Below are 26,934 nucleotides of genomic sequence, written 5' to 3' on the forward strand. Positions count from 1 at the left end.
AAATGGCCTCCAATCTGGAGGCCATTTTTTTAGAAGGCAAACTATTCAGGCTGACTGCTGAGCACGTCTTTTCAACTACCAGATAGGTAAATTGGGAAATGACGTAAAGCCAACAAGGGCAGATGAGTGGTTCATAAGCACACCTCTGGTCTCAAGCACAGCGCTGAACAAAGACTATCTGCTCATCACTCTCTACACCCGATAATCCGCTTTAATCCAGTGTCAAAACGGTAGACCCCGTCGTGCGACGACCCGCCAAAGCCTCATGCGCCTGAGCAACCTGATCCAGTGCAAAGCGTTGACCAATCAGCGGCTTGATCTTGCCTTGCAAAACCAGCTCGAACATCTCATCTGCCGCGGCCTGCATGGTTTCCTGTGTCGGCACATAAGCCCCCAGAACAGGACGAGTCACATACAAGGAACCTTTGGCGGCCAGAGTCGCCAGATTCACACCGGTTACCGGGCCGGAAGCATTGCCAAAGCTGACCATCAAACCACGCGGTTGCAAGCAATCCAGCGAACGCTCCCAGGTGTCTTTACCCACACCGTCATAAACGACCGGCACTTTTTGGCCATTGGTCAGTTCCAATACACGCTGCACTACATCTTCATAGGAGTAATCAATCACTTCCCAAGCACCATTCGCTTTCGCCAGTGCTGCTTTTTCGGGGCCGGAAACCGTACCAATCAATTTCACACCCAAGGCACGCGCCCATTGGCAGGCATACAAACCCACGCCACCGGCAGCGGCATGGAACAGAATCGTCTGGCCTTCATGCACACGATAAGTCTGGCGCAGCAAGTACCAGCAAGTCAGACCTTTCAGCATCATGGCTGCGGCCTGCTCAAAAGAGACAGCATCGGGAATACGCACGACACGGTCGGCAGGTACATTACGTGCTTGGGCATACGCCCCCAGGGGACTTTGACCGTAAGCGACGCGATCACCCACTTTCAGGTGCGTGACACCCGAACCGACTGCTTCCACAATGCCAGACGCCTCAAACCCCAAACCATGGGGCAAGGGATGGCTGTAGAGGCCATTACGGAAATAAATATCGATAAAGTTCAAACCCACCGCCTTTTGCCGTATGGTGACTTCTTGTTCCTGCGGAGCAGGTAACTCTACCGAAGCCCACTGCAATACCTCCGGGCCTCCATTACGTTCAATCCGTATCGCCTTAACCATCTGCGTCATTGTTTTACTCCTTTGATGAGGGGGCCCGTTGCAATGTCTTAGAATAATGCCTTACACGTATTGCCTGCCCGACCCCGCTGCCCTATCGCTGGCTGATCTAAAGCACCAGAATAGCGTAAATTTCACTCTTTTTTCTCGGATCGCTTTCCATGACGCATGGACGTGCTCTGGCAGCCATTCATGTGGCCGCCGTTCTGTTCGGACTGACCGGTATTTTTGGTGAACTCATCCAGGTCGGCGCCATGCTGATCACCGCTGGCCGGGCCAGCTTTGCGGTCCTGGCCTTGTTTATCAGTATCCGCTCTCAAGGACGCGGTTTGGGGCAAGGCATGAAAGCTGCGGACTTTCGTACCCTTCTTATGGCCTCCATCATGCTGGCCATTCACTGGGCCACTTTTTTTGTGGCCGTCAAAGTAGGCGGCGTGGCCATTGCCACCTTGGGGTTTGCCAGCTTCCCGGCCTTCATTACCCTGTGCGAATGGGCCGTATTGCGAGAGCGCGTCACGGTATCGGAATGGATCATTCTGGCTTTGGTCACCGTCGGTTTGTTGCTGGTTACCCCCTCTTTCGACTTTCAGGATCAATCGACCATCGGCTTGGCCTGGGCCATTGCCTCCGGTTTTACCTTTGCCATGTTCACCCTGATCAACCGCCGCGCTGCCAAACATTTGTCGGCACAGCAAGTGGCCTGGTGGGAGAACCTGTTTGTCGCCCTGATGTGCTGGCCTTTTGCCATACCGCTGCTGGGCGATAGCACATTATTAGACTGGTTCTGGATTGCCCTGCTGGGAGTGTTTTGCACAGCGCTGTCGCACTACCTGCTGGTCTCTGCACTCAGCGTTCTGAATGCGCGCAGCGCCGGGATTGTGATCGCCCTGGAGCCCGTCTACGCCATTGCCTTTGCGGCACTGCTCTTCGCTCAGTACCCCAGCAGCCGTGCGCTGCTGGGCGGTGCCATCATGATTGGCGCCATCACTTGGGCAGGCCTGCGCCCACCCAAGTCCAACTAAGGATTTAGGCCATCGCTTCCAAAGTCTGGGCGATGGCAGCACCGACTTCTGAGGTGCTCGCCTGGCCGCCCAGATCGGGCGTACGCGGACCATTAGCCAACACCTGCTCAATGGCTTGCACTACTTCGGCCGCTGCCTGTGGGTAGCCCAGAAAATCCAACATCAAGGCACCACTCCAGATTTGACCGACCGGGTTGGCAATACCCTTGCCGTAGATATCCGGTGCCGAGCCATGCACGGGCTCGAACAAGGATGGAAACACACGTTCAGGGTTCAGGTTGGCCGACGGCGCAATACCGATGGTGCCGGTACATGCCGGGCCCAGATCGGACAAGATATCGCCAAACAGGTTGGAAGCCACCACCACATCGAACCAGTCCGGGTGCTGCACAAAGTGAGCACATAGAATGTCAATGTGATACTTGTCCCACTTCACATCCGGGTATTGCTCGCCCATGGCGGCCACGCGGGAATCCCACCAAGGCATGGAAATCGAAATACCGTTGGATTTGGTCGCGGCGGTGACGTGCTTGCCTCGTTTTTTAGCCAGTTCAAAAGCGAACTTCAAGACACGGTCTGTACCGGTGCGGGTAAAGACGCTTTCCTGAATGACCACTTCGCGCTGCGTGCCTTCAAACAAGATGCCGCCGCTATTGGAGTACTCGCCCTCGGTATTCTCGCGCACGATAAAGAAATCAATATCACCAGGTTCACGACCTGCCAGCGGCGAACGCACACCGGGCATCAAACGCACGGGACGCAAGTTGATGTACTGATCAAATTCACGACGGAATTTAAACAAGGACTCCCACAGAGAAACATGGTCAGGCACCAGATCAGGCCAGCCCATGGCACCAAAGAAAATGGCCTCGGTATCCATCAACTGGACTTTCCAATCTGACGGCATCATGGTGCCGTGCTTCTGGTAGTAGTCCGAGCTCCAGTCCAGCACTTTCCAATCAAAATTGATGGCGTGACGACGAGCAGCCACTTCCAAAATACGCAGCCCTTCAGGCATGACTTCCTTGCCGATCCCGTCTCCCGCGATCACGGCAATGCGATGAACTTTACTCATTCCTCTATCCTTGTGGTTTTAGCTGGCCGCAATGGCCTTATTTTGAAAAAGCACTGCTTCGTTCACGAAACAGCAGGCAGCCTGTCAGCTTCCACCGTGCTGGCAGACTGGCCCTCAATTTGAAAACGCTTAATAACCCTGACTATGATCCACTCGTCCGGCCGCTGGTTTACCTTGCTGCAAAAGCTCGATACGTGAGCCAATTTGCTCCAGCGCCAGCTCTCGCACGGTGATGCCCGAAATATGCGGCGTAACCATCACAGAAGGAATGCCCCAATACGGATGATCCGCAGGCAGCGGCTCCTGGGTGAAGGCATCCAGCAAAGCGCCTGACAGATGACCGCTTTTGAGCGCGTCCAGCACATCCGCATCGACCAAATGTCCACCACGAGCCACGTTGATCAAAAAACCATCAGGCTGCAAATTCGACAGCAGATCACGGTTGATCAGCCCTTCCGTTTGCGGCGTCAGTGGCAAAGCGTTGACCAGGATACGGCTGGCAGAGACGCACGCTTTCAGGCCCTCTTCACCCGCATAGCAAGGGAAGTCCGCTTCATGCAGACGACGCGACCAGCCACGCACGGGATAGCCCAGGCTGGCGATGACCTTGGCAATCTTGCTGCCAATTGCGCCCAGCCCCAAGACGGCTACCGGCCACTGCCGACGATCAATCGGGCGATAGGCTTTCCACTTGCCCTCGCGCGCCTGCTCTTCGTAGGGCTGAAAACGACCCACGGCACGCAGTACACCATACAAGGCATATTCGGCCATTTGCTCGGCCATGCCCGCGTCCTCCAGACGGTACAAAGGCATCTCGGCTGGGATACGGCCTGCCACCGCATCCACGCCCGCCCCCAGATTGAAAGTGGCGCGCAGCGTAGGTTCCTGCTTGAACAAGGCCGTATCCGGTTGCCACACCACGGCGTAGGTCGCCCCGGTGCTGGGCTGACCCGCTACGAACTCGTCAACTTTCCAATCAGGGTAGGCTTTGCGGAATTCGTCCGCCCAACGTGTGGTTTCTGATGGCCGTGCGGTGGCAATAATTAAATGCGGCAGTTGCAAGGGCATTAACGTTTTCCTCCAAATAAAGAGCCCAATACCCCACGCAGCACTTTAGTGGCAGCCCGTTTGGTCTCGGTTCTAATCATGCTTTGCACCAAACCGTCTTTCTTGCCACCGCGCGGCCCTGTTGATCCAAATAGAAAGTCATTGACCACGCCCATCAAGCCATCGTCCTTGTTTGCTGGTGCGCCGACCTGTGTGGCGCCTGCTGCACCATTGGCGGCAGCGTCCGCTGTTTTCTTGGCCAGCACCTCGTAGGCGGATTCGCGGTCAATAGCCTGGTCATATTTCAAGCCGAACAAGGAGGCTTGTCGAACCGCCTGTCGCTCGGCATCAGTGGCCGGGCCAATCCGGCTACCTGGAGCCACTAGCCAGGCACGCTCGGTAGGCGTGGGAATGCCCTTGGCATCCAGCATGGACACCAAAGCCTCCCCCACCCCCAGCTCGGTAATCGCCGCTTCAATATCCAAACCGGGATTAGGGCGCATCGTTTGCGCTGCTGTCTTGACAGCCTTCTGATCACGCGGCGTAAAGGCGCGCAAAGCGTGCTGAACCCGATTACCCAACTGGCCCAGAACGGTATCAGGAATATCCAGCGGGTTTTGTGTCACGAAATAAATACCCACGCCTTTGGAGCGAATCAGACGCACGACCTGCTCGACTTTTTCCAGCAAAGCCTTGGGGGCACCTGTAAACAATAAGTGGGCTTCGTCAAAAAAGAAAACCAGACGCGGTTTGTCCAGATCGCCCACTTCCGGCAGGCGCTCGTACAGATCAGCCAACATCCACAACAGAAACACCGCGTACAAGCGGGGCGATTGCATCAGCTTGTCGGCGGCCAGCACGTTGATCATGCCGCGCCCGGCAGAGTCGGTACGAATCCAATCCATCACATCCAGGGCGGGTTCCCCAAAGAAGCGATCCGCCCCTTGGGTTTCCAGGCGCAGCAAGGCCCGTTGAATGGCCCCTACGCTAGCGGCAGCAATATTGCCGTACTGATTACGCAGCTCGGCAGCACGATCCGATAGGTCTTGCAGCAAGGCACGCAAATCCTTCAAGTCCAGAATCAGCTGTCCTTCATCATCAGCCACCCGGAACAGAATGTTCAATATTCCTTCCTGGGTGTCATTGAGTTCCAGAATCTGGGCCAACAGCAAAGGCCCCATGTCGGAGATGGTGGCGCGCACTGGATGGCCCTGCTCGCCAAAAATGTCCCAGAAAGCAACCGGATTGGCGCCCCAGGCCGGTTCAGGCAGCCCCAGCTTTTGCAGACGCTCCTGCAATTTGGGATTGGGCTGGGCAGCCTGAGAAATTCCGCTCAAGTCTCCCTTGGCATCGGCCAGAAAAACCGGGGTTCCCTGCCGGGAAAAAGCCTCGGCCAGTACTTGCAAGGTGACAGTTTTTCCTGTCCCTGTCGCCCCCGTAATACAACCATGCCGGTTAGCCAGAGCAGGCAACAGGTAAATGGGAGTATTGCTGTTTTGAGCAAGCAAAATTGGATCGGCCATGATTGTTTGTTCTCTTCCGGATAGAATGCCAAGTGCCTAGATTCTAGCGACTTTCGCCCAAGCTCGGGCCTTGTCGCACAGACAGGTTAAAATAGATCTGTTTTTCTTTGAACGTAGTCTACTGAATTGGTAATACTTTATGGCCGGACATAGTAAATGGGCGAATATTCAGCACCGTAAAGGTCGTCAGGACGCAAAACGGGGCAAACTTTGGACCAAGATCATTCGTGAGGTCACCGTGGCCGCGCGTGCCGGCGGCCCTGACCCCGAGTCCAACCCACGTTTGCGCATGGCCTGGGACAAGGCAACCGCGGCCAATATGCCCAAAGACAACATTCTGCGCGCCATCCAGCGCGGCGCAGGCGGGGCAGACGACGCCAACTACGAAGAGATTCGCTACGAAGGCTATGGCATTAACGGTGCTGCCGTGATTGTGGACTGCATGACTGACAACCGTCAGCGCACGGTCTCGGATGTGCGTCACGCCTTTACCAAAAATGGCGGCAATCTGGGTCTGGACGGCTCAGTCGTGTTTCAATTTCGCCACTGCGGTCAGTTTCTGTTCGCCCCAGGCACCTCGGAAGACACGATTATGGAGATCGGCCTGGAGGCCGGTGCCGACGACATCGTGACGGATGAAGAAGGCCTGATCGAAGTGCTATGCGCTCCCACGGACTACCCAGCTGTGCAAGCAGCGTTCCAGGCAGCCGGTCTGACCCCCGAAGTAGAGGGTGTCGTCATGAAAGCCCTGAACGAGACCGAACTGAGCGGCGATGATGCCGTCAAAATGCAAAAACTTCTGGACGCACTGGAAGGCCTGGACGATGTCCAAGAGGTCTACACCACCGCTGTCATGGACGAAGCCGAATAACCTGATTCCTGAAAACTCCTCTTTGCGGGCCCTGCCCGACTCATCACTATGAAGCTACTTGTTGTCGGCAGCGGCGGCCGTGAACACGCCTTGGCATGGCGCCTGGCCCAATCTGCACGCGTACAGACTGTCTACGTTGCCCCGGGCAATGGCGGTACCGCACGTGCCGAACGTATTGAAAACCTGGCGATCACCGATATCCAGGAACTGATTGCCTTTGTGAAGCAAGAAAAAATTGCCTTCACCGTCGTTGGCCCGGAAGCGCCTCTGGCCGCTGGCATTGTGGACGCCTTCCGTGCGGCCGGCCTGAAAATCTTTGGTCCCACCCAGGCTGCTGCGCAGCTCGAAAGCTCCAAGGACTACGCCAAGGCTTTCATGGTGCGCCACAACATTCCAACAGCCGCCTACGCAACCTTTACCGACCCGGACGCCGCCAAGGATTACATCCGCCAGCAAGGCGCACCCATTGTGGTCAAGGCCGACGGCCTGGCCGCTGGCAAGGGTGTGATCGTGGCTACCACGCTGGAAGAAGCACTGAGCGCCATTGACGATATTCTGGGCGATGGCCGCTTTGGTGCTGCCGGTGCCCGCGTGGTCGTGGAAGAGTGCCTGACCGGCGAGGAAGCCAGCTTCATCGTGATGTGCGACGGCAAGCATGTACTGCCGATGGCCACCAGTCAGGATCACAAACGTCTGAAAGACGGCGATCAAGGCCCGAACACGGGTGGCATGGGCGCTTACTCCCCTGCCCCTATCGTCAGTCCTACGCTGCACAACCGCATCATGCGCGAAGTCATTCACCCCACCATGCAAGGCATGGCCAAGGAAGGCTTGCCCTACTCCGGTTTTCTGTACGCTGGCGTGATGATTGACGATGGTCCGGACGCAACCCGTCCGATCAAAGTGCTGGAATTCAACTGCCGCATGGGCGACCCTGAAACCCAGCCCATCATGATGCGCATCAAAAGCGATCTGACCGAAACCTTCGAGCTGGCTCTGGCTGGCAAGCTGGACGAGGCCACTATCGAATGGGATCGTCGTACCGCGATTGGCGTAGTACTGGCTGCGGCCAACTACCCCGAAGAGCCTCGTACCGGTGATGCCATCACCCAGTTTGCGAAAGACACCGACGAGTGCATCACCTTCCATGCGGGCACTCAAATGAAAGACGGTACCGTCGTCACCTCTGGTGGTCGCGTACTGTGCGTGACCGCCATGGCCGACTCCATCCGTCGCGCTCAGGAAGCCGCTTACGAGGCCATTTCCCAAACGCATTTCGACGGCAAGCAATTTCGCACCGATATTGGCTGGCGCGCCCTGCCCAGCAACGAATCCTGATTGTCGCAGCAAGGTCTTTTCATGTCTTTACCCATTGATACCGTCCAGGCTTATTTCCGTCAGTTGCAAAGCCACATCGTGGACACTCTGGAGCAACTGGATGGTACGCCCTTCGAGTCGGACCAGTGGGATCGTCCAGAAGGCGGTGGCGGTCTGTCCCGCCTGCTGGAGAACGGCCCCGTGTTCGAGCGGGCTGCCGTTTTGTTCAGCCATGTCAAAGGCCACACCCTGCCTCCTTCGGCCAGCGCCCACCGCCCTGAATTGGCCGGACGCCCCTGGGAGGCCATGGGTGTTTCGCTGGTGATACACCCGCGTAATCCCTTTGTGCCCACCACGCACATGAACGTACGCATGTTTGTGGCCCAGGCCCAGACAGCGGATCAAGACGATGTATTCTGGTTTGGCGGCGGTATGGACTTGACGCCCTACTACCTGCACGAAGACGATGCCCGCCATTTCCATCAGGTGTGCCACGATGCCCTGGCCCCACATGGTGAGGATTACTATCCGCGCTATAAGCGCTGGTGCGACGAGTATTTCTATCTGAAGCATCGCAACGAAACCCGTGGTATTGGCGGCATTTTCTACGACGATTTGAACGAGTCCGGCTTTGAAGCCAGCTTTGCCCTGACCCGCTCCGTGGGCAACTCCTTTACCGATGCCTACGTGCCCATCGTGCGTGCCCGCATGGATCAGGAATACACCCAGGAAAATCGGGACTTCCAGGCCATTCGTCGTGGCCGCTATGTCGAATTCAATCTGGTCTTTGACCGCGGCACCCTGTTTGGTCTGCAATCAGGGGGGCGTACGGAATCCATCCTGCTGTCCATGCCTCCCCAGGCAAACTGGCGCTACAACTGGTCGCCCGAACCTGGCACACCGGAAGCGGCGTTGGCGCAATACCTGGTGCCTCGCGAATGGATTTAAAGCGAGTCGGGCTCTTGGGTGGCAGTTTCGACCCCATCCATAAAGCCCATATAGCACTGGCTCTTGCTGCATTCGAGCAATTGCAGCTGGATCAGGTTCAACTGCTGCCCGCTGCCCAGCCCTGGCAACGCGACGCCCTGGGTGCCAGCACCCAGGACCGTCTGGCCATGGCCAAGCTGGCCACCCAAAGCCACCACGGGCTGCAAGTGAACCCCGTAGAGATCGAACGCGGCGGCCCCACCTACACCATAGACACGGTGCGCAGCTTGCCTGCCGGGTCGCGGTACTACTGGATTTTAGGCAGCGACCAACTGCATAATTTCTGCAGCTGGAACGACTGGCAGGAAATTCTTGAATACGTCGAGCTGGCGGTGGCCCAGCGCCCCGGCAGTCCTGTGGAAACGCCCGCAGCCTTGCAACAGGAGCTGAGTCGACTTCAGCGCCGTTTACATCAGATCGACTTTCTGCCCATGGACATCTCGGCCACCCAAATTCGGGAGCGAGTGCAGCGCGGTGACAACATCACCGCCCTGGTCCCGGAAGAAGTCGCTCAATACATTGACAAAAAACGGCTCTATCTTTCCCACCCACAGGTGCGCCCTGTATAGTTCTTTTTATGAATATAGAAACACTTCAACGACTCGTCATCGATGCCCTCGAAGACGTCAAAGCTCAAGACATCAAGGTCTTTAGCACTACCCACATGACCGGCCTGTTCGATCGTGTGGTCATCGCCAGTGGTACGTCCAACCGGCAAACCCGCGCTCTGGCCCAGAACGTGTTTGATAAAGCACGTCAAAACAAAGTCGACGTTCTGGCCCATGAAGGCGAGGACACCGGCGAATGGGTATTGCTGGATTTGGGTGACATTGTGGTGCATTGCATGCAGCCCGCCATCCGCCAGTATTACAACCTGGAAGAACTTTGGGGCGAGCGCCCTGTCGAAGTGGAACTGCTGCCGCAATCGCGCCAGGTTCCACCCACTGGCTTTTTCGCCAGCGCCGACGAAGACGAAGACTAAGCTCTTGCTCCTGCCTGTCGGCAACACCCAGGCCGCAGCTTATGATGCGGCCTTTTTTTACCGCCGGGCCACCCCAAGACTCGGCACCCCCGGTAAAAAACGCCCCCCATCGGGGATGAGCCCGGACACACAGAAGCCCATTGGGAACGGCTGTGTATCAGGCAAATCCGAGCGGCATACAGGCCGCGAGGGGGAGCGCAAGCCGAAGGCGCAACGTGGGGGCTTTTTTTCTTGTACGACATTTCATGAAACTCATTGTCATTGCCGTCGGTCAGCGTATGCCCGACTGGGTAGAACAAGGCTGGCAGGAATATGCTCGCCGCCTGCCCCAGGACTGCGCCATAGAACTGCGTGAAATCAAGGCCGAGCCCCGTACCAGCGGCAAAACACCTGCCCAGATGATGCAGGCTGAAGCCAAACGTATTGAAGCAGCCATCCCCGCCCAGGCAATGCGTATTGCTCTGGACGAACGCGGCAAGGACCTGACCACCGTCAAGCTAGCCCAGGAACTGGAACGTTGGCGCAGCAGTGGTCAGGATATTGCGATTCTGGTCGGAGGCCCGGACGGGCTGGACGCAACCTTGAAGCAAAGTTGCCACGGCATGCTGCGCCTGTCCTCCCTGACGCTGCCCCACCCTCTGGTACGCATTTTTCTGGCCGAACAACTGTATCGCGCCTGGTCCGTCATGACCGGGCATCCTTATCACCGCGCCTGAATCTTCTTTAGCTCTGATTTTCTATGCCTTTTCAGCCCATCTACTTGGCCTCTGCCAGCCCGCGCCGCCACGACCTGCTCAACAGCATCCAGATTACTCATGAGGTCCTGAATGTACCCAGCCCTCCAGGCGAGGATGAACCCCGTCTGGAACAAGAGGCCGTGCTGGACTATGTTCGGCGTACCGCCCGCGACAAACTGCTGCGCGCGCTGGAATGGCGTGTACAGAACAGCAGCCTGGATCAAGAACGCGCTATTTTAAGTGCCGACACCACGGTCTGCATGGGCGAAGACATTTTTGGCAAACCTGCGGATCTGGACGACGCCGCACGTATCTTGCGCGAGCTCTCGGGCCGCCGTCACAAAGTGATGACAGCCTTGTCCCTGGGCGTAGGTGGAGTGGAATTTGAAAGCATCAGCATTAGCGAAGTCAGCTTCAAAACCCTGAACGAACAAGAAATTGCAGAATACTGTGCCAGCGGTGAACCTATGGGCAAAGCCGGAGCCTATGGCATTCAAGGCCTGGGTGGCGCATTTATCAGCCATTTGAGTGGCAGCTATACCGGCGTGATGGGTTTGCCTGTACACGAAACCTATCGCTTACTGGAATTGGCTAACCTGAAAATCCGCGCCCTCGGTTGAACCAAAGAAACGACCGAATCAGAACAGGCATGGGGAACTATCCAGGCAAGGCCCAGTCCCATCCTTTTATTCCATTTTGATCTTAGTATATATTTTCTTGGTATATACACTCACCGACTGTTTTGCAGGAATAACTACCATGTCGCTTTCTTCTTTTTCGATTCGTCTTGCCCTGGCCGGTTTGCTGTGTGCAAGCACGGCCGCGCAAGCCGCCGACCGTCCCGCTGCACTGAAAGCCCTGGAAGAACAAGGGCTGTCCATTGTGGGTGAGTTTGATGCCCCCGGCGGCCTGAAAGCCTGGGGTGCCTATAGCGGAAATCAGGCGCTGGCTATCTACAACTTGCCCGATGGGCAGCATATGATGGTCGGCACCATGATCGATGCCAAAGGCGAAGAGGTACGTCCTGCAGGCCTGGACGAGCTGGTGCAACCGGCTATCGCCAAAGACATGCTGGGCAAGCTGGAAAAGTCCCGCTGGATCAAAGATGGCGACGATAAGGCCTCACGCGTGGTCTACGTCTTTACCGATCCCAACTGCCCTTACTGCATGCAGTTCTGGCAAATGGCCCGCCCCTGGGTTGAGTCCGGCAAGGTGCAACTGCGTCACATCATGGTGGGCATTCTGGCTCCCAGCAGCAGTCTAAAATCGGCCGCCATCCTGGCCGCCAAAGACCCAACCAAGGCCTTGAACGAGCACTCCCTGGCCATGCTGAAAGACCGCAGCGCCGGTGTGAAAGGGCTGGACAGCATACCCAGCGACATCGAGGCCGACCTGACCCGCAATGAAGATCTGATGATGGGCTGGGACTTGCGTGCCACCCCCGCCATGGTCTGGCAAGATGAGCAGGGTCGCATTCAAATGCAGACCGGCGCTTCGCCCGACATTGCCGAACGCGTTTTTGGCCCACGCTAATATCAAGCAGGACGTTTATTCATGAGTACTCGTGTTCTTTTGCATGCTCCTACTGTCGATGCCCTGGAGCGTGCCCGCAGCAATGCGCGCAACTTGCTCAAGGACATCCCGGATGCCCAGATTCGTATCATCGCCAATGCCCAGGCCGTTAAAGCCTGTGTAGAAGGCGCTGAACACGATTGCGACACCTACACTTACCTGTGTCCCAACACACTGCGCAATCAGGATCTCAATGCACCAGAACGCTTCCAGACGCTGGAGCACGGGGCTATCACCGCGCTGGTGAAACTGCAGGCAGACAACTGGATTTACATTCGGGCCTGAGCAGATGTAGGCCTAGCACAACAGACCATACAGGCCGGTCATTATTTTGCCTAAGCCTGTTCAAACCTTGATACGATAGCTAGGCCCGCGACAAGCGGGCCTGTTTTTACCCCGTATCACAAGGAAATCTGCTATGTCCACCCTCGCCCGTTCTGCTCTGCGCCCCTTCCTGCTACTGGCTGCTTTATGTGCTTTAGGAACCAGTCAGGCACTGGCGCAGCAAACCACGGTGGGTGTCGGCGTGGGTTTCGCCCCAAAATACGAAGGGGCCGACAGTTACGGTGGCCGTTTCTACCCTCTGCTGTCGCACCGTAACGGCCACTTTTTCCTGGCCCCAAAAGCAGGCATGCCTGCCATCGGCCTGCAAACCAATCTGACAGACAACTGGACTATCGGCACCTACGCCGCCCTGGCCCGCGCACGTAAATCCGGTGATGCCGACCGCCTGTACGGTACGGACGATATTGATCGTCACGGCAATCTGGGGGTATTTACTGCTTACCGACTAGGCAATGCCAAGATCGAAGGCAGTTACTACCAGGCACTGAAAAGCGGCTACGGCGCCACTGCCGTTCTAGATCTGAGTTACCGTCTCTGGAACGATCAGGACAGCAGCTTCTCGCTGGGTGCGGAATTGAAATGGTCCAACGAAAAAGCCATGCGCACCTACTTTGGCGTGAAATCGCATGAAGCTGCTGGCAGCAATGGCCAACTGCGCACGTACCGCCCTGACGCTGGTTTGCGCTCTTATGCCTTGTACGGCCAGTACACCCACAAGATCAGCGAAAGCTGGTCCCTGCAAGGTCTGCTCGGCGTGAACACCTTGGGGGAAGAAGCCAAGGACAGTCCGTTAGTCGAAAAGAAAAGCAGTGTCTTTGGTGGCGTAGGCTTGGGCTACAGCTTCTAATTCCCTATCAGGGTCTGCCAACCCGCTTGACCGTCAAGCCGTTGTGTTCCAGGCGTGCCTGCACAACGGCTCGATGATCACCCTGAATCTCCAGCGTTCCCTCTTTTAAGGTCCCACCCGCCCCACACGCACTCTTCAGTTCTTTGACCAACGCCTTGAGCTGCTCTTCAGGCATCACCAGACCTGTTACCACGGTCACTCCCTTTCCTTTGCGTCCCTTGGTTTCCAGACTCAAGCGCACTGGCCCCTGAACCTGAGACAAGGCTTGTTCGCGCTTGTTTTCTTCGCAACGACACTGGTTCTGAGGCTGTCCGCAATCCGGACACACGCGTCCTTGTTCTGTGCTGTATACCAGCCTGGATAGCTGGTCCGATAAACTGGCCATGAGCTGGCTTCCTTCCAATTACTGAATCAAAACAAGCCTTCGGCTTGCGCTCCACTTCGCGGCCTGTGTGCCGCTCGGATTCGCCTGGCACACAGCAGTCCACAATGGACCGCTGTATGTCCCGGCTCATCCCCAAGGGGGATTTCTGACCAGGGGCGCCCAACCTTGGGGCGGCCCGGCGGTAAAAAAAAGCCCACCGAATTTCGGTGGGCTTTACGCTGGACAAAGCCCAGATAAATTACATCATGCCCATCAGGACCAGACCCAGCAATTGCTCGGAGGTAAAGCGCTGGCCGTTGATATCGAACACGCGATCCTGACCATCGTACTTGATAACGGTAGAGATATCGTTTTCGTCATTCTTGATCATATTGGACTTGGCGTAAGGCGCCACAGCAGCATCCAGCATCATGTCCAGCATGGCAGCGTTGCCTTCCTCAGGCGTCAGGCCTTCGGCCTTGTCCATATCGGTAGCCAGACCACGCAGCATGGGCTTGGAGATCGAGACATCCAACTGAGCAGCAGGAATCGCTTCAACCCACAGCTCTGGGCTTTCTTTCAACTGTTGCAGCGTTGCATCAGGCTTTTGGAAGTCCACGCGCAAAGTGGCTTTGGACTCGCCAGCGGCAGTGTACCAACGCAGCGGCTCAATACGCAGCACAGGTTTTTGCTCCAGCGCTTGCAGAACCAGTTCCATTATCTTCTGAGCAGTTGGGCCATCAACCGAATCCATATCGTTTTGCAAATTGGAGTCGGAAATCAGCTTGGAGAGCGCAGAAATAGCAGGTGCATAGACGCGATCAAAGTTCATGGACAACTCAATCGAACCCAGATTGACCTTGTCCTCAAACACCAGATCACTGACCGTGTAGATGACCTTGGTATCGCTGATGGAGTCTTTGGTGACAGCGTCCGAGTTGACAGCGATTTGCTTGAAAGTGATGCCATCGGTCTCGGCGGTTTGCATCTTCACGTTATCCACGCTTAGCTTGCCAACCTGGGTGCCGTTTACATTGATGTCGCCATCTTGCTTGAAATCCACCACAAAGTTGGAGGCTTCCAGCTTCAATGGATCTTCGCTGATGTCATCGACGAACAGCTTGGGGAAGCTGCCAGTCACAACAATATCTTTGCTCTTGCCACCGGCTTTGGTGCGCAACTGGCCACCACTGAAATCCACACTGATTTCATTGCCTTGGTGCTTGATGGCTTCAAAGTGCACGTTGGTGTCCACGGCACCGTCAAAACCAACCAGGCTGTCTGCCCACAAAGGGGTCTTGTCGCCAGTCAGCTTGTACCAGCCTTCCGTGTCCTTGGTCTTGACCAGGGTGCTGCGCGACAAGGCGGCAACAGGAGTGAAGTTACCCAGAGCCATTGCCGACATAGGAAGCGGACCATGGCTGATCTTGTCATCAAAAGTCAGCTCCAGAGGCGCATCTTCAGCATCAGAAGGCTTGATAGTGATGGTGTAACGAGCGGTAGAGGAAAATACGCCACGCTGGTAATCCAGCACATTCATGACGACTGACTCGCTCAAGCCCATTTGCTGCATCTGCTCGGCAGCCAGGGTATTGAACTGGGCCACTTTCTCACTGACCAGCGCTTCAGTTTTCTTACCGGTATACCAAGTCGAACCGCCGTATGCAGCCGCTAACACGACAACCAGTGTGACTAGCCCTGTACTTTTTTTCATGACTTCCCTTTTGTAGATCTACAGTCCCAACTTTAAACAGCCGACATAATACCGAAACTAAGTTTGACTGAAGATGGTTTATTCCCCGTAATTGTAACTATTCACGTGCGTAATGCGAGCGACATCTTGTTCGCCCAGTCCCAAACGATGAGCCACACGGTAACTTTGCTGGGCTGCATGGGCCACGGGCATACTGGTATGACTGGCACTGGCCAACTCTGCCACCGTGTTCAAGTCCTTCAACATGGTGTCGACCGACGCTTTTACTTGATTGTCGCGCTGCGTCATGCGCGGCACGAACAATTGCAGCAGCACCGAATCGGCCCAACCACCCCCCAGAGCCTCACTGATTTTAGAAGCATCCACACCATTATCATTGGCCAGGCTCAAGGCCTCGGCGATGGCGGTCAAGGTGGTGGCCACAATGGTCTGATTGCATAATTTTGTTACTTGGCCAGCCCCGACCGCCCCCATCAAGGTGACGCGCTGCGAATACGCCGCCAGCGCGGGGCGCACGCGCTCTAGCTGTGCCGCTTGTCCACCCACCATGATGGCCAAGGTGCCTTGTTCAGCCCCACCGACACCACCCGATACAGGGGCATCCAGCCAGTCAGCCCCGCAACGCTGCTGCAATTGGGCAGCCATCTCACGCGTCGCCCGAGGTGAAATCGAGGAGTGGTCTACCACAATCTGCAACGTTCCCTGCACAGTGGCCAGGCCCCGCTCACCCAGGACGGTATCGTGCACTGCTTGGGCATCGAACACGCACAGGAATACGGCTTCACACTGCTGGGCCATTTGCGCTGGAGTATCACACCAGCTTGCTCCTGCTTCCAATAGTGCAAGTGCCTTGTCTTTGGAGCGATTCCAGATACTGACCTGATAACCCGCCCCCAACAGGCGGCGCACCATCGGTTGACCCATACGACCCAATCCACAAAAACCAATCTTCATGTTTTGTCCTTTACGCCCCCAGGCCGCCACATCAACGGCAATGAGGCAAGAAAAACCCGCCTATCAGGCGGGTGGATTCCGGCCAGCCCAGCTTCGGGCGGCCTTCACGCTTGGCGTCAGGCCGCATCAGGCTGACGGTCAGGAGCGGCTTCTTGAAACGCGGATAGTTCCAGACATTTTTCTTCCACCGCCAACAGGCGAGGAAAAGCAGTCAGGTCAATCTCAAAGCGACGCGCATTGAACATCTGGGGAATCAGGCAAATTTCAGCCATACCGGGCATATCACCAAAGATGAAGGCGTGACCTTTTTTGCCATGGCGTTGCACCAAGGCCTCCAGACCCTCCAGTCCTACGCTGACCCAATGGCGATACCACTGATTGCGCGCATCTTCTTGGGCATGCAACTCGTTCTTCAAGTACTGCAGCACACGCAGATTATTCAATGGATGAATATCACAGGCCACGGTTTGAGCCATGGACCGCGCCCAGGCCCGCTCTGCTGAGGTTTTAGGCAAGAACGGCAGTTCAGGATAGCGCTCGTCCAAATATTCCAAAATAGCCAGGGATTGCGTGATGATCAAACCATCGTCGTCCAAGGCAGGCAACAACTGGACAGGGTTGATTTGCACATAATCTGGCTGATGCTGCTGACCGCCATCTTTAAGCAGATGCACAGGCTTGATCTGGTAATCCAGTCCCTTGAGGTTCAGACCAATCCGCACCCGGTAAGCGGCGGAACTGCGAAAGTAGCTATATAGAATCATCTTGTCTCCTGTCCACCCTGCAAAATTCGTTTTTTTATTTGTTCAGGTTTTCAATCTTGCGCGACAGCTCTCGGGGCAGCGGGAAGGCAATGTTTTCCTCCACCCCGTCCAGGGCTCGCACACGACCCACGCCTAGTTCCTGCAAGCGCTGAATCACCTGATTGACCAGAACCTCCGGTGCCGATGCGCCGGCCGTCACACCCACGCGCTTTTTACCCACCAGCCAGGCCGGATCAATCATTTCCGGTTTATCCAGCAGATAGGCTTCAGCGCCTTTGCGTTCAGCCACTTCGCGCAAACGATTCGAGTTCGAGCTATTGGTACTGCCCACCACCAGAACCAGGTCGCACTGAGGGGCCATGATCTTGACCGCATCCTGACGGTTCTGGGTGGCGTAACAGATATCGCTTTTCTTGGGTTCGACGATATTGGGGAAACGCTCGCGCAAGGCCTGGGCCACAACCGCCGCATCATCCACGGATAAGGTGGTTTGCGTCACAAAGGCTAGCTTGTCGGGATCAGCCACGTTCAGATTGGCGACGTCCTCGGGCGTTTCCACCAGGTACATGCCGCCATCGGCCTGCCCCAAGGTGCCCTCAACTTCAGGGTGACCGACGTGACCAATCATGATGATTTCCCGGCCTTCGGCGCGCATGCGAGAGACCTCGATATGCACTTTGGTCACCAGCGGGCAGGTCGCGTCAAAGACTTTCAGGCCACGTTTTTCGGCATCGTCACGCACCTGACGCGAGACGCCGTGGGCCGAGAAAATCACGATCGCGCCCGAGGGAGCTTCGTCCAGCTCTTTAATAAAGATCGCCCCTTTGTTGCGCAGGTCTTCGACCACGTAACGGTTATGGACGATTTCATGACGCACATAGATTGGTGCGCCGTGCAATTCCAAGGCGCGTTCGACAATATCAATCGCGCGGTCGACCCCAGCACAGAATCCACGGGGCTGGGCCAGAACAACCTCAGCGTTCTGAACGGGAGTAACTTGACTCATTACAGAATCCCCAAAATATGAACATCCAGACGCAAGGCCACACCGGCCAAAGGATGGTTGAAATCGAACAAGGCCGTCTTGTCGTCGATTTCCTTGAGCACGCCCGAATAGCGGCTGCCATTCGGGGCGGCAAACTCCACCATGTCACCGGGTACGAACTCCACCCCTTCGGCGGCATTGCTGGCCAGCATTTCACGAGTGATGCGCTGCAAGAGGTCCGGATTACGGGCACCGTAGGCATCCGCGGGGGTGATGTCGAGCTGAAAGCGCTCGTCCTCACGGTGACCCAGCAATTTTTCTTCCATACCGGGGGCCCACTGACCATTGCCCAGTTGCAAGGTCGCCGGACGACCCGTAAAGGTATCCGCGAACACAGAGCCTGCCGCCGGGCCACTGGCCAGCTCTATACGATAGTGCAAAGTCAGGTAGGAATCCTGACGGACAATTCCAAGCTCGGAACTAGCAGAGTTACTCACGATCGCTCACTATAGAAAATCATTCAATTACCGCATTTTAACGTTTCTTATGGCCACATCCACTTTACGCCGCCAAGGGCCCCGCGAGCGCATGTTGGCGCACGGCCCTGCCTGCCTGAGCACCCCGGAACTGCTGGGTATTGTCCTGCGCACCGGTACACGCGGGCGCAATGCTGTCGAGCTCGGTCAGATGTTGCTGGAACATTTTAACGGACTCAAAGGATTATTATCGGCCGATGCGTCTGCCCTGCGTCAGCTGGACGGAATCGGGCCAGCCAAATGCGCGGAACTGTTGGTTATCCGGGAACTGCAACGCCGCTGTGCCCTGGAATCCCTGACCGGATTGCCAGTACTGAATCAGGCGGACAAGGTACGCGACTATTGCCTGGCCCATATTGGACATTTGCCCGTGGAGCACTGCCTGGCCCTGTTTCTGGACAATCAACTGCGCCTGATCTGCGCCGAGGAAATCAGCCGGGGCACCGTCAATCAGGCCTCGGTCTACCCACGGGAGATCTTGCGCGCGGCCCTGCGCCACCATAGCTGCGCCATTATTCTGGCGCACAATCACCCTTCTGGCGCTGCCTATCCCAGCTCGTCCGACATCAGGCTGACCCGGCACATACGTCAGGCACTGGCATTGGTAGATATACGTTTGTTGGACCATATTATTGTCACGCCCAGCCAGACTGTCTCCATGGCCGAACGCGGGGATCTGTAGCCGACCGGGTCCGGCGGAAACTGCCGGATTTTTGATACAGTTCCATGAGCTTCCCCGTAAAATCCTGAACACACTACAAGAGTACGGAGCGCCATGTCTGATCCCGCCGTGAAGTCCTTTGTTGGACGCGTACGTGACATTCTTCACGATCTATCCCCATCAGAGCGACGTCTGGCGGAATTTGCCCTGGATTTCCCAGGCGATCTGGCCGGCTACAGCGCGTCTGAGCTGGCATCTCTGGCCAATGTATCTAACGCCACGGTTACCCGCTTTATTCGGCGCCTGGGTTATAGCAATTACGAAGCGGCTCGCAAGCAAGTGCGCTCCGAAAAGAAAGCGGGCTCTCCCCTGCTGCTGGCCGCGACCGAGACAGAAGCCGAACGCTCGCTGGCCACACACCTGCAACAGAGCCAGAACAATCTGGCCTCCACCTACCGACGCATTCCCGACTCACTACTGCTAGAGATTGCCCAGGCCATTCTGGGCGCACGCAAAGTGTGGGTACTGGGGTTTCGATCCAGCCATGCTCTGGCCAATTACTTTCGCTGGCAGTTGCTGCAAATCGTCCCTGAAGCCCATCTGATTCCCGGCCCTGGCGAAACCATGGGGGAGCATCTGGCCGGCATACACGCCGACGATGTGGTGGTGATCTTTGCCCTGCGTCGCCGGGTGTGCAATATGGATCAGCTGATTAGGCAAATAGCTCAGCTGAACCCGAATGTGCTGCATATCACCGATCAACTCAGCGCCGAGAAAAGTGCCTGTCGCTGGACGTTGCGATGCGATGTCCAGTCGCCCGGTGTGCTGGACAACCACGTGGCGGTGATCGGCTTATGCCATTTGATTCTGAGTCAGATAATGGATCAGGCCGGCCCGGTCGGGCGTCGCCATTTGGGCATGGTGGAAGCTTTCCACGACAGTTTTCTGGAGCTGTAGACCGCTGAAACTGGCATCACAAACCCATCCACTGCTCATGCAGCCAAGAAGGTAAGTCAGTCCAGCACAAGTCAGGCTGCCAGAGGCTATCCCAAGAATCGAATAAGGATCATATGCAAAATGCGATGATCATTTTTTTATTAAAACCCCTTTTTTATCAATGAATTAAAGAACAGAATAAAAAAACTGCAAAATCTTTCTCGTTAACCCTAGTTTTGAAAATATTTTTTCATATTAATAATGGCTGAAAAAATAATGTTATGGGCGGACGTGCCAAGCATGTCCTGAAACGAGGAGAAACCATGTCTAGCAAGCAGCAAACCTTGCCGGCCGACACCGAGCAGGCACAGGTCAGTTCTACGGCCAACAATCACACGGTTCAGCAGCAACTGGAAAACTCGCTGGAAACCATAGGCGTCACCAACTCACACCGCAAAGTGCTGGCCCTGATTTTGCTGGGCGTGCTGTTTGACGTGCTCGAGCAAAATGCCGTGGGCCTGGTAGGCCCGCTTCTACAGCAACACTGGGGGCTGACGCCTCGTGATGTCGGGTTTCTGAACACCTTGACCTTTGCCGCTGCGGCCCTGGGGCGCTTGCTATCTGGTTATATCGCCGACCACTATGGTCGCCGCGTCATGCTGACCATCAATCTGGCCCTGTTCACGCTGGGCGCGCTGATCTGCGCCCTGGCCCCCAGCTACTGGGTACTGGGCCTGGGTCGCATGATTGTGGGCTTTGGTCTGGGTGGCGAGATCTCGATTGCCGTCACTATGCTGGCCGAGTTCTGCTCCTCGCGCTTTCGCGGCACCGCCGTCGGTACGATCAACGTCGCGGGTGGCGGTCTGGGCAATATGCTGGCTCCGGCCTTCGGCTTGCTGGTCTTTACCCTCTTTCCCGGCCCCGAGAGCTGGCGCTGGGTGTTTGGCCTGCTGGTCATGCCCGCCTTCATGGTGCTGTTCTACCGTCGTTATATTCCTGAAACACCTCGCTTTCTGGTGTCGCAAGGCCGTATCGACGAGGCCAATCAGGTTTTGAATATTCTGGCCTCGGGCAAGCTGGGCCGACACGTTGCCAACCCCTACCCTTATCTGCACAGCGGCCCACAAGCGCAAAAAGCAGAGCGCGTACGCTTGAGCGAGATTTTCGAAGGCCCGCTGGCCATGCGCACGCTGGTCACCGGTATTGCCGTGTGCATGACCTACGGCGCGCAACTGACGGTTCTGACCCTGATGCCGACTCTGCTGGTAGAGCAAGGCTACTCCCTGGTGAAAAGCTATACCTTCACCATCCTGATGCAGTCGGGCAGCTTGCTGGGTGCCTTGACCGCCTCTTACCTGGGCTCCCGCGTGCCTCGCAAACGCGTCTTCACCTACGGAGCTTTACTGGCCTGTGCCAGTGGTCTGGCCTTTGGCTTTCTAAGCTTCAATATCTACCTGGTGTTGCTGTTCGGTGCGGCCTTCCAGTTCTGCGTACTGTTGCTGAACACCACGATCTGGATTTTCTCTCCCGAGCTGTATCCCACCCGCGTCCGCGCCTTTGGTACCGCCTTCATTCTGGCGCTGGGCACCTTGGCGGGCGCATTTATCCCCACGCTTAGCGGCTGGGTGCTGGAAGGCTACGGTGTCGCCGGCATGTTCACCTTAATGGCGGGCATGTATGTCACCTTTGCCGCCGTCCTGCAGTTGGCGCCCGAAACCTTTGGCCGCCCCCTGGATACCTGATTCACTTGATAAGCCGCATTACAGCGGCTCCTGTATTTATGTCTCATACCGTACTGCTCATCAACCCCAATACTTCCCGCCCCACCACCGACATGATGGTTGCGCTTGCCCAGGCTTGCTTTCAGAGCCTGCAGCGCAGCGACATCCTGGTCCGGGGGCTGACCGCCCCCGAGGGACCGGGCATGTTGACCGAAATGGAGGAGCTGGAGCAAGCCGCCGCCATCGCCAGGCACCCGCTGATACTGGCCCAGGCGCAAGGCTCGGACGGCATCATCATCGGTGCTTTTGGTGATCCCGGCCTGCAGGCCCTGGCTGAGTACGTAAAGGTGCCTGTCATCGGCATAGGCCAGGCTTCCATGCTGCAGGCCACCCGAGCAGGCACCCCTTTTGGCATTGCCACCACGACGCCCGGCCTGGAGCAATCCATTCTGGACCAAGTACAGCGCTATGGCTGGAGCAACCAGTTCTCCGGCCTGCGCCTGACCCCTACCGCCCCGCTGGATCTGGCCCAGGCCCCTGAACGTCAGGATCAGGAACTGGCCGACAGTGTCGTGGCATGTATCGAACAGGACGGTGCTCGCGCCGTCATCATCGGCGGCGGCCCGCTGGCTCAAAGCGCCCAAGCGCTGCAAAGCAGGCTGGCTGTGCCGGTAATCAACCCCATCATTGCTGCCTGCGAGCTTATGGCCGAGCGCCTGCCCCCAGATCAGCCATAACACGCTGTACCACACAAGGAGACACCCTCATGACGAGCAGCACCCTTGCGGACGGAGCCCAGGCCCCATCCGCCAGCAAGCAGGAACTGGATCAGATTTACAAAAAAGTGATGTGGCGCATTTTGCCCTTCATCTTTTTGCTTTGGATGCTGGCCTGGATAGACAGGCTCAACATTGGTTTTGCCAAGCTGCAAATGCAGCCCGAACTGGGGTTCTCCGAAACCGTTTACGGCATAGGCGCCGGCATTTTCTTTTTGGGCTACTTCTTTTTTGAAGTGCCCAGCAACTGGTTGCTGCTGCGTATTGGCGCGCGCAAGACCCTGGCCCGTATCGCTTTTGGCTGGGGCCTGATCTGCGTGCTGATGATGTTTACCAAAACGGCCGCCTACTTTTATGTGATGCGCTTTTTGCTGGGCGCTTTTGAGGCGGGTTTCCAGCCCGGTGTATTGCTGTTCCTGACCTTCTGGTTCCCGGCCCATCGTCGCGCCAAAGCGTTTGCGGTCTTCATTTCCGCCTCGGCGGTGGCTTCGGTTGTGGGCGCACCACTGGCCGGTTTCATCATGACGCGTCTGGATGGCGTCAATGATTGGTCCGGTTGGCAATGGTTATTCCTGCTAGAAGGCCTGCCGACGATTTTCGCAGGCATTCTGGCAGTGATGTTCATTGTGGACAGCCCGGAAAAAGCCAGTTGGTTAAGCCTGCGAGAGAAAGACCTGATCAAACAGGAGTTAGTGCTGGACGCCAAGGCCGCAGGCCCGCGCGAGCACAGCTTCAAGAAAGCCTTGGGCAATGCCGATCTGTGGACCCTGACCCTGATGTTCTTTGGCATCGTGGCCGCGAACTCCACGTTGGCCTTTTTTGCCCCCACCCTGGTACGCTCGCTAGGCCCGACCGATCCGCTACAAGTTGGTTTACTGGTAGGCCTGGTCTATGTTTTTGGAGCTATTTTCCAGTTGACGCTGGGCTTTAGTGCCGACCGTCGCCGCGAAGCCCGACTGCACACGGGCATTCCCGTCATCATCGGCGCGATCGGTCTGGCTGGTGTGGGTCTGTTCCTGGGCAACAATACGACGATGGCTTTTATCAGCCTGATTGTGGCCGTATCCGGCACCATGGGCTGCATTCCGGTGTATTGGCAATTGCCTAATGCCGTACTGGCTGGCTCGGCAGCCGCTATCGGTGTGGCCTTCATCAACTCCGTAGCTAATCTGGCCGGCTTCGGCGCCCCCTTCATGTTGGGTGCGCTGAAAGATTCCAGCGGTAACTTCCAAAGTGGTTTGTGGATTATTGCGGCGCTGGAACTGGCCGTCGGTATCTGGATTCTGTCTTTCCGCAAGCGCAGGCAAACCACCTGAGCGCCTTGAAAAGCAAGGATCAGGACCGCGAAAAGGCTGGCAAACTGGCCGTTTTCGGGGCCTGTCCACCCGCCAGCGAGCGAGACCCTGTTGCACTTGTGCCGCGCTTTGACGGAGTTTTCTTTGAAAAGCGGCGGCTCGATGCTAAAATCTCAGGCTTCATCGGATACGTGGCAAAAAGTCTTTAGGCATTATTCAATCGGGCGGGATGTAAAACCCAAACTCGGTTAAAAAAACAGCCCTCTAGCTTTTTAGTGCCGGTAGTTACAAGAAAGATTGAAAATCTGCCCTGTGCAGCTTTGTTTTTGTAAATACGTGCCTTGCTGGCGGTCCTTATTTGTCAAAACAGGAATCATCATGAAAGAAGGCATTCACCCAGAATACCGTGACGTGGTGTTTCTGGATCTGCAAACGGGCAACTCCTTTATCACCCGTTCCACTGTCCAGACTCGCGAAACCACCGAAAAAGACGGTCAGACTTACCCGCTGTTCAAGTGTGACGTGACGTCCGAGTCGCACCCCTTCTACACGGGCGCTCAAACCCGTATCGTGGAAACTGGCCGCGTTGAAAAATTCCGCGCCCGTTTTGCCCGTACGGCTGGTACCGTCAAGAAAGGCGAATAAGCTCTCTTTCTCGACATACCGCGTTCAGCGCAAAAAAGGCAGCTTCGGCTGCCTTTTTTACCGCCAGGCCGCCCCAAGGCTCGGCGCCCCCGGTAAAAAGCCCCCCTCGGGGATGAGCCCGGACACACAGCAGTCCATTGCGGACTGTTGTGTGCCTGGCGAATCCGAGCGGCATGCAAGCCGCGAGGTGGAGCGCAAGCCGAAGGCGCAGCGTGGGGGTCCTTTTTTAGCGTACATTTCCCGGCCAAGGCGCCCCCTTTGCATTAAGATAGGGCGAATCAACAGACTGTTTTACCCTAGACGTGTCATCTAGCCTCATACCCACCTCCACCCCTGCCCGCCTGACTGCTACCGCTGCCGTCAAACTTCCCCGACTGGTCCTGCTTGTTGTGGGGACAATTTACATTCTTGCGGGTCTGTTTTTCCGTGATCCCTGGAAGGCAGACGATGTCATCGGGCTTGCAACCATGCTGACCGCTTTGTCTGATCCCAGCGGTCAGGCTTTGCTGTTGCCGCAGGTGGGCGATCTGGCGCATGCCCAGGACGGGCCGCTGACGACCTGGCTGGGGGCGCTGTTCATTACGCTGTTTGCGCCGCTGCTCAAGCTGTTCACCTCCGAACTGAACGCCAATATTGTGGCGTCCCGCCTGCCCAATTTACTGTGGTTCGGCATGCTGGCAGCCTCGGTCTGGCACAGTGCCTACTGGCTGGCCCGTCGTCCCGAAGCCCAACCGTTACGCCTGCCCTTTGGGGGGGAGCCCTCGCCCACCGCCTATGGGCGCATGATTGCCGACGCCACTTTGCTGCTGACAGTGGCCACAGTGGGCATCATCTGGCGCATGCATGAAACGTCCGAAGTGCCGGCCATCATTGCTTTCCAAGCCCTGGCCTTGTACAGCCTGATACGCATGTTCGACCGCCCAGCCTCAGGTGCAATCATGCTGGGCCTGTCTTTGGGTGCCTGCTTTCTGACCCGTGGCTGGCTGGGCGCTGGCCCCATTATGCTGGCCACTGCGCTGTGCTTTATTCCACGCGGCCCCTTGCGCCAGCACAGCCAATGGCTGGCCCTGAGTGCCGTGCTGACCCTGGCCATCATTATGGCCTGGTGGATCCCGGCCAAGCGTGTCAGCGTGTACTGGACTGAACAGTGGCGTCTGTGGCATCTGGCAGCCTGGGGCTGGGCCGGATTCAAGGAGCAGTTGAATAATCTGCGCGACTTGCTCTGGTTCCTCTGGCCTATCTGGCCGTTGGCATTGCTGGCGCTGTGGCAATGGCGCAGCTGGCTCAAAGCCCCGCATATTTACGTACCTGCCATCAGTTTTCTGGTTCCGCTCATCAGTCTATTATTCATGCGCGATGCCTTCGAGCCCGAATACGCCTTGCTGGTCGTGCCTTGCGCCATCCTGGCTGCTTTCTCGCTGCCCACCCTACGTCGTGGCGTCATCAACACGCTGGACTGGTTTGCCATCATGTGTTTCTCGCTGACAGCGGCAACCGTCTGGCTGGGCTGGTTTGCTCAGCAAACCGGATGGCCACGGCAGATTTCGCAAAATATTGCCCGCCAGACGCAAGGCTATGACACCTTTATCTCCTGGCCGGTCATGATTATTGCCGTGCTCGGCACCGTCGCCTGGATCGCACTGGTGCGCTGGCGCTTGTCCTCCAACCCGCCAGGGCTGTTGCGTGGCACAGTCTTGTCTGCAGGTGGCCTCATTACCACCTGGCTCTTGCTGGTGACTTTATGGATGCCCTCGCTGGACTACGTACGTAGCTACCGCGATGTATCCGGCGAACTGTCTGCCGCCCTGCAGGCGCACAAGCAAGCCGGTGAATGCCTGCGCTCCTGGGGGCTGGGTTCGGGGCAACGAGCCTCCTTCCTGGTATTCAACAACATCAATATCAATTTTGATAACCGCTGCTCCTTGGTACTGGAACAGTTTTCCCTGCGCGACCTGAAAGATGGCAAGGCCCCCATTCCCGACAATGCGGTCCAGCTCTGGCAAGGTAAACGCGGGCCAGATCGCCACGAGGCTTTCCGTCTGCTGCGAGTGCAAGCTCAGTAAGTTTCAATC

28 protein-coding genes are annotated in these 26,934 nt (G+C 56.7%); 18 read left to right on the top strand and 10 right to left on the bottom strand.

Annotation, left to right across the window (positions count from 1 at the left end):
* Positions 1-211 precede the first annotated feature (211 nt).
* Positions 212-1,198 (bottom strand): quinone oxidoreductase family protein, encoded by a 987-nt coding sequence (locus AC6I6N_RS06360; RefSeq protein ID WP_162496897.1) that lies wholly within the window; start codon positions 1,196-1,198, stop codon positions 212-214.
* A 149-nt stretch (positions 1,199-1,347) separates the two neighbouring features.
* Between AC6I6N_RS06360 and AC6I6N_RS06365 the strand changes: the two genes are divergently transcribed.
* The gene (locus AC6I6N_RS06365) at positions 1,348-2,208 is read left to right on the top strand and encodes a DMT family transporter (RefSeq protein WP_094197241.1); all 861 of its coding nucleotides are present in this window, start codon (positions 1,348-1,350) and stop codon (positions 2,206-2,208) included.
* Positions 2,209-2,212: 4 nt separating this feature from the next.
* On the opposite strand, the gene AC6I6N_RS06370 is transcribed toward AC6I6N_RS06365, so the two are convergent.
* The 3 genes from AC6I6N_RS06370 to AC6I6N_RS06380 all read right to left on the bottom strand — a co-directional run bounded on the left by AC6I6N_RS06370 (position 2,213) and on the right by AC6I6N_RS06380 (position 5,853).
* Complete coding sequence (locus tag AC6I6N_RS06370; protein ID WP_094197242.1) at positions 2,213-3,283, bottom strand: tartrate dehydrogenase; 1,071 nt, start codon at positions 3,281-3,283, stop codon at positions 2,213-2,215.
* A gap of 129 nt (positions 3,284-3,412) precedes the next feature.
* On the bottom strand, positions 3,413-4,351 hold the full coding sequence (locus AC6I6N_RS06375; protein ID WP_094197243.1) for a 2-hydroxyacid dehydrogenase: 939 nt from the start codon (positions 4,349-4,351) through the stop codon (positions 3,413-3,415).
* On the bottom strand, positions 4,351-5,853 hold the full coding sequence (locus AC6I6N_RS06380; RefSeq protein WP_094197244.1) for a helicase HerA-like domain-containing protein: 1,503 nt from the start codon (positions 5,851-5,853) through the stop codon (positions 4,351-4,353). The genes AC6I6N_RS06375 and AC6I6N_RS06380 overlap by 1 nt, the downstream gene beginning before the upstream one ends.
* A gap of 139 nt (positions 5,854-5,992) precedes the next feature.
* On the opposite strand from AC6I6N_RS06380, the gene AC6I6N_RS06385 reads away from it, so the two are divergent.
* From AC6I6N_RS06385 to AC6I6N_RS06430, 10 genes are all read left to right on the top strand, one after another.
* A complete protein-coding gene (locus AC6I6N_RS06385; RefSeq protein WP_026483044.1) occupies positions 5,993-6,724 on the top strand; it encodes a YebC/PmpR family DNA-binding transcriptional regulator in 732 nt (243 codons plus the stop codon).
* Between the two features lie 48 nt (positions 6,725-6,772).
* Complete coding sequence (purD, locus tag AC6I6N_RS06390; RefSeq protein WP_094197245.1) at positions 6,773-8,062, top strand: phosphoribosylamine--glycine ligase; 1,290 nt, start codon at positions 6,773-6,775, stop codon at positions 8,060-8,062.
* Between the two features lie 21 nt (positions 8,063-8,083).
* Complete coding sequence (hemF, locus tag AC6I6N_RS06395) at positions 8,084-8,989, top strand: oxygen-dependent coproporphyrinogen oxidase (RefSeq protein ID WP_094198390.1); 906 nt, start codon at positions 8,084-8,086, stop codon at positions 8,987-8,989.
* Complete coding sequence (gene nadD, locus AC6I6N_RS06400; protein WP_094197246.1) at positions 8,980-9,597, top strand: nicotinate (nicotinamide) nucleotide adenylyltransferase; 618 nt, start codon at positions 8,980-8,982, stop codon at positions 9,595-9,597. The genes hemF and nadD overlap by 10 nt, the downstream gene beginning before the upstream one ends.
* A gap of 8 nt (positions 9,598-9,605) precedes the next feature.
* Complete coding sequence (rsfS, locus tag AC6I6N_RS06405; protein WP_094197247.1) at positions 9,606-10,010, top strand: ribosome silencing factor; 405 nt, start codon at positions 9,606-9,608, stop codon at positions 10,008-10,010.
* Positions 10,011-10,255: 245 nt separating this feature from the next.
* Positions 10,256-10,726, top strand: coding sequence for a 23S rRNA (pseudouridine(1915)-N(3))-methyltransferase RlmH (gene rlmH, locus AC6I6N_RS06410; RefSeq protein WP_094197248.1), 471 nt, complete (start codon positions 10,256-10,258; stop codon positions 10,724-10,726).
* 23 nt (positions 10,727-10,749) lie between these two features.
* Complete coding sequence (locus AC6I6N_RS06415) at positions 10,750-11,367, top strand: Maf family protein (RefSeq protein WP_094197249.1); 618 nt, start codon at positions 10,750-10,752, stop codon at positions 11,365-11,367.
* Positions 11,368-11,506: 139 nt separating this feature from the next.
* Positions 11,507-12,280, top strand: coding sequence for a thiol:disulfide interchange protein DsbG (gene dsbG, locus AC6I6N_RS06420; RefSeq protein WP_094197250.1), 774 nt, complete (start codon positions 11,507-11,509; stop codon positions 12,278-12,280).
* Between the two features lie 21 nt (positions 12,281-12,301).
* A complete protein-coding gene (locus AC6I6N_RS06425; RefSeq protein WP_094197251.1) occupies positions 12,302-12,604 on the top strand; it encodes a DsrE family protein in 303 nt (100 codons plus the stop codon).
* 133 nt (positions 12,605-12,737) lie between these two features.
* Positions 12,738-13,511, top strand: a complete 774-nt coding sequence (locus AC6I6N_RS06430; protein WP_094197252.1) for a MipA/OmpV family protein — start codon at positions 12,738-12,740, stop codon at positions 13,509-13,511.
* Between the two features lie 7 nt (positions 13,512-13,518).
* On the opposite strand, the gene AC6I6N_RS06435 is transcribed toward AC6I6N_RS06430, so the two are convergent.
* The 6 genes from AC6I6N_RS06435 to AC6I6N_RS06460 form a co-directional block, all read right to left on the bottom strand.
* Complete coding sequence (locus AC6I6N_RS06435) at positions 13,519-13,896, bottom strand: SUI1 family translation initiation factor (RefSeq protein WP_094197253.1); 378 nt, start codon at positions 13,894-13,896, stop codon at positions 13,519-13,521.
* A 238-nt stretch (positions 13,897-14,134) separates the two neighbouring features.
* Positions 14,135-15,589, bottom strand: coding sequence for a YdgA family protein (locus tag AC6I6N_RS06440; protein WP_094197254.1), 1,455 nt, complete (start codon positions 15,587-15,589; stop codon positions 14,135-14,137).
* 78 nt (positions 15,590-15,667) lie between these two features.
* Positions 15,668-16,573 (bottom strand): NAD(P)-dependent oxidoreductase, encoded by a 906-nt coding sequence (locus AC6I6N_RS06445; RefSeq protein ID WP_335640780.1) that lies wholly within the window; start codon positions 16,571-16,573, stop codon positions 15,668-15,670.
* A gap of 86 nt (positions 16,574-16,659) precedes the next feature.
* Positions 16,660-17,307, bottom strand: coding sequence for a maleylacetoacetate isomerase (gene maiA, locus AC6I6N_RS06450; protein WP_094197256.1), 648 nt, complete (start codon positions 17,305-17,307; stop codon positions 16,660-16,662).
* Between the two features lie 34 nt (positions 17,308-17,341).
* The gene (gene ispH, locus AC6I6N_RS06455) at positions 17,342-18,313 is read right to left on the bottom strand and encodes a 4-hydroxy-3-methylbut-2-enyl diphosphate reductase (RefSeq protein ID WP_094197257.1); all 972 of its coding nucleotides are present in this window, start codon (positions 18,311-18,313) and stop codon (positions 17,342-17,344) included.
* Positions 18,313-18,789, bottom strand: a complete 477-nt coding sequence (locus tag AC6I6N_RS06460) for an FKBP-type peptidyl-prolyl cis-trans isomerase (protein WP_234354319.1) — start codon at positions 18,787-18,789, stop codon at positions 18,313-18,315. Before AC6I6N_RS06460 ends, ispH begins: the two co-directional genes overlap by 1 nt.
* A gap of 49 nt (positions 18,790-18,838) precedes the next feature.
* Between AC6I6N_RS06460 and radC the strand changes: the two genes are divergently transcribed.
* From radC to AC6I6N_RS06495, 7 genes are all read left to right on the top strand, one after another.
* Positions 18,839-19,510, top strand: coding sequence for a RadC family protein (gene radC / locus AC6I6N_RS06465; RefSeq protein ID WP_094197258.1), 672 nt, complete (start codon positions 18,839-18,841; stop codon positions 19,508-19,510).
* A gap of 93 nt (positions 19,511-19,603) precedes the next feature.
* Positions 19,604-20,446, top strand: coding sequence for a MurR/RpiR family transcriptional regulator (locus AC6I6N_RS06470; RefSeq protein ID WP_497943324.1), 843 nt, complete (start codon positions 19,604-19,606; stop codon positions 20,444-20,446).
* Positions 20,447-20,748: 302 nt separating this feature from the next.
* Positions 20,749-22,167, top strand: coding sequence for an MFS transporter (locus AC6I6N_RS06475; RefSeq protein ID WP_497943325.1), 1,419 nt, complete (start codon positions 20,749-20,751; stop codon positions 22,165-22,167).
* Between the two features lie 38 nt (positions 22,168-22,205).
* Entirely contained in the window at positions 22,206-22,883 is a 678-nt protein-coding gene (locus tag AC6I6N_RS06480) for an aspartate/glutamate racemase family protein (RefSeq protein WP_125276561.1), read from the top strand.
* Positions 22,884-22,912: 29 nt separating this feature from the next.
* Complete coding sequence (locus AC6I6N_RS06485; RefSeq protein WP_108727733.1) at positions 22,913-24,238, top strand: MFS transporter; 1,326 nt, start codon at positions 22,913-22,915, stop codon at positions 24,236-24,238.
* Positions 24,239-24,595: 357 nt separating this feature from the next.
* Positions 24,596-24,862 carry a type B 50S ribosomal protein L31 gene (locus tag AC6I6N_RS06490; protein WP_009456467.1) on the top strand — a complete coding sequence of 89 codons (267 nt, stop codon included), beginning with the start codon at positions 24,596-24,598 and terminating at the stop codon, positions 24,860-24,862.
* Between the two features lie 302 nt (positions 24,863-25,164).
* Positions 25,165-26,925, top strand: coding sequence for an ArnT family glycosyltransferase (locus AC6I6N_RS06495; RefSeq protein ID WP_125276560.1), 1,761 nt, complete (start codon positions 25,165-25,167; stop codon positions 26,923-26,925).
* The last annotated feature ends 9 nt before the right edge of the window (positions 26,926-26,934 follow it).

The sequence above is a fragment of the Alcaligenes sp. LTN-3 genome (genome assembly GCF_059735605.1).

Bases quoted from the DNA above. Each gene is read 5' to 3' on its own strand.
- AC6I6N_RS06360 (WP_162496897.1), bottom strand. From the start codon at position 1,198: ATGACGCAGATGGTTAAGGCGATACGGATTGAACGTAATGGAGGCCCG.
- AC6I6N_RS06490 (WP_009456467.1), top strand. From the start codon at position 24,596: ATGAAAGAAGGCATTCACCCAGAATACCGTGACGTGGTGTTTCTGGAT.
- hemF (WP_094198390.1), top strand. From the start codon at position 8,084: ATGTCTTTACCCATTGATACCGTCCAGGCTTATTTCCGTCAGTTGCAA.
- AC6I6N_RS06485 (WP_108727733.1), top strand. From the start codon at position 22,913: ATGACGAGCAGCACCCTTGCGGACGGAGCCCAGGCCCCATCCGCCAGC.
- AC6I6N_RS06375 (WP_094197243.1), bottom strand. From the start codon at position 4,351: ATGCCCTTGCAACTGCCGCATTTAATTATTGCCACCGCACGGCCATCA.
- AC6I6N_RS06470 (WP_497943324.1), top strand. From the start codon at position 19,604: ATGTCTGATCCCGCCGTGAAGTCCTTTGTTGGACGCGTACGTGACATT.
- AC6I6N_RS06440 (WP_094197254.1), bottom strand. From the start codon at position 15,589: ATGAAAAAAAGTACAGGGCTAGTCACACTGGTTGTCGTGTTAGCGGCT.
- AC6I6N_RS06370 (WP_094197242.1), bottom strand. From the start codon at position 3,283: ATGAGTAAAGTTCATCGCATTGCCGTGATCGCGGGAGACGGGATCGGC.
- AC6I6N_RS06425 (WP_094197251.1), top strand. From the start codon at position 12,302: ATGAGTACTCGTGTTCTTTTGCATGCTCCTACTGTCGATGCCCTGGAG.
- AC6I6N_RS06415 (WP_094197249.1), top strand. From the start codon at position 10,750: ATGCCTTTTCAGCCCATCTACTTGGCCTCTGCCAGCCCGCGCCGCCAC.
- AC6I6N_RS06385 (WP_026483044.1), top strand. From the start codon at position 5,993: ATGGCCGGACATAGTAAATGGGCGAATATTCAGCACCGTAAAGGTCGT.
- maiA (WP_094197256.1), bottom strand. From the start codon at position 17,307: ATGATTCTATATAGCTACTTTCGCAGTTCCGCCGCTTACCGGGTGCGG.
- AC6I6N_RS06435 (WP_094197253.1), bottom strand. From the start codon at position 13,896: ATGGCCAGTTTATCGGACCAGCTATCCAGGCTGGTATACAGCACAGAA.
- dsbG (WP_094197250.1), top strand. From the start codon at position 11,507: ATGTCGCTTTCTTCTTTTTCGATTCGTCTTGCCCTGGCCGGTTTGCTG.
- rsfS (WP_094197247.1), top strand. From the start codon at position 9,606: ATGAATATAGAAACACTTCAACGACTCGTCATCGATGCCCTCGAAGAC.
- radC (WP_094197258.1), top strand. From the start codon at position 18,839: ATGGCCACATCCACTTTACGCCGCCAAGGGCCCCGCGAGCGCATGTTG.
- rlmH (WP_094197248.1), top strand. From the start codon at position 10,256: ATGAAACTCATTGTCATTGCCGTCGGTCAGCGTATGCCCGACTGGGTA.
- AC6I6N_RS06475 (WP_497943325.1), top strand. From the start codon at position 20,749: ATGTCTAGCAAGCAGCAAACCTTGCCGGCCGACACCGAGCAGGCACAG.
- ispH (WP_094197257.1), bottom strand. From the start codon at position 18,313: ATGAGTCAAGTTACTCCCGTTCAGAACGCTGAGGTTGTTCTGGCCCAG.
- AC6I6N_RS06480 (WP_125276561.1), top strand. From the start codon at position 22,206: ATGTCTCATACCGTACTGCTCATCAACCCCAATACTTCCCGCCCCACC.
- AC6I6N_RS06365 (WP_094197241.1), top strand. From the start codon at position 1,348: ATGACGCATGGACGTGCTCTGGCAGCCATTCATGTGGCCGCCGTTCTG.
- nadD (WP_094197246.1), top strand. From the start codon at position 8,980: ATGGATTTAAAGCGAGTCGGGCTCTTGGGTGGCAGTTTCGACCCCATC.
- AC6I6N_RS06380 (WP_094197244.1), bottom strand. From the start codon at position 5,853: ATGGCCGATCCAATTTTGCTTGCTCAAAACAGCAATACTCCCATTTAC.
- purD (WP_094197245.1), top strand. From the start codon at position 6,773: ATGAAGCTACTTGTTGTCGGCAGCGGCGGCCGTGAACACGCCTTGGCA.
- AC6I6N_RS06430 (WP_094197252.1), top strand. From the start codon at position 12,738: ATGTCCACCCTCGCCCGTTCTGCTCTGCGCCCCTTCCTGCTACTGGCT.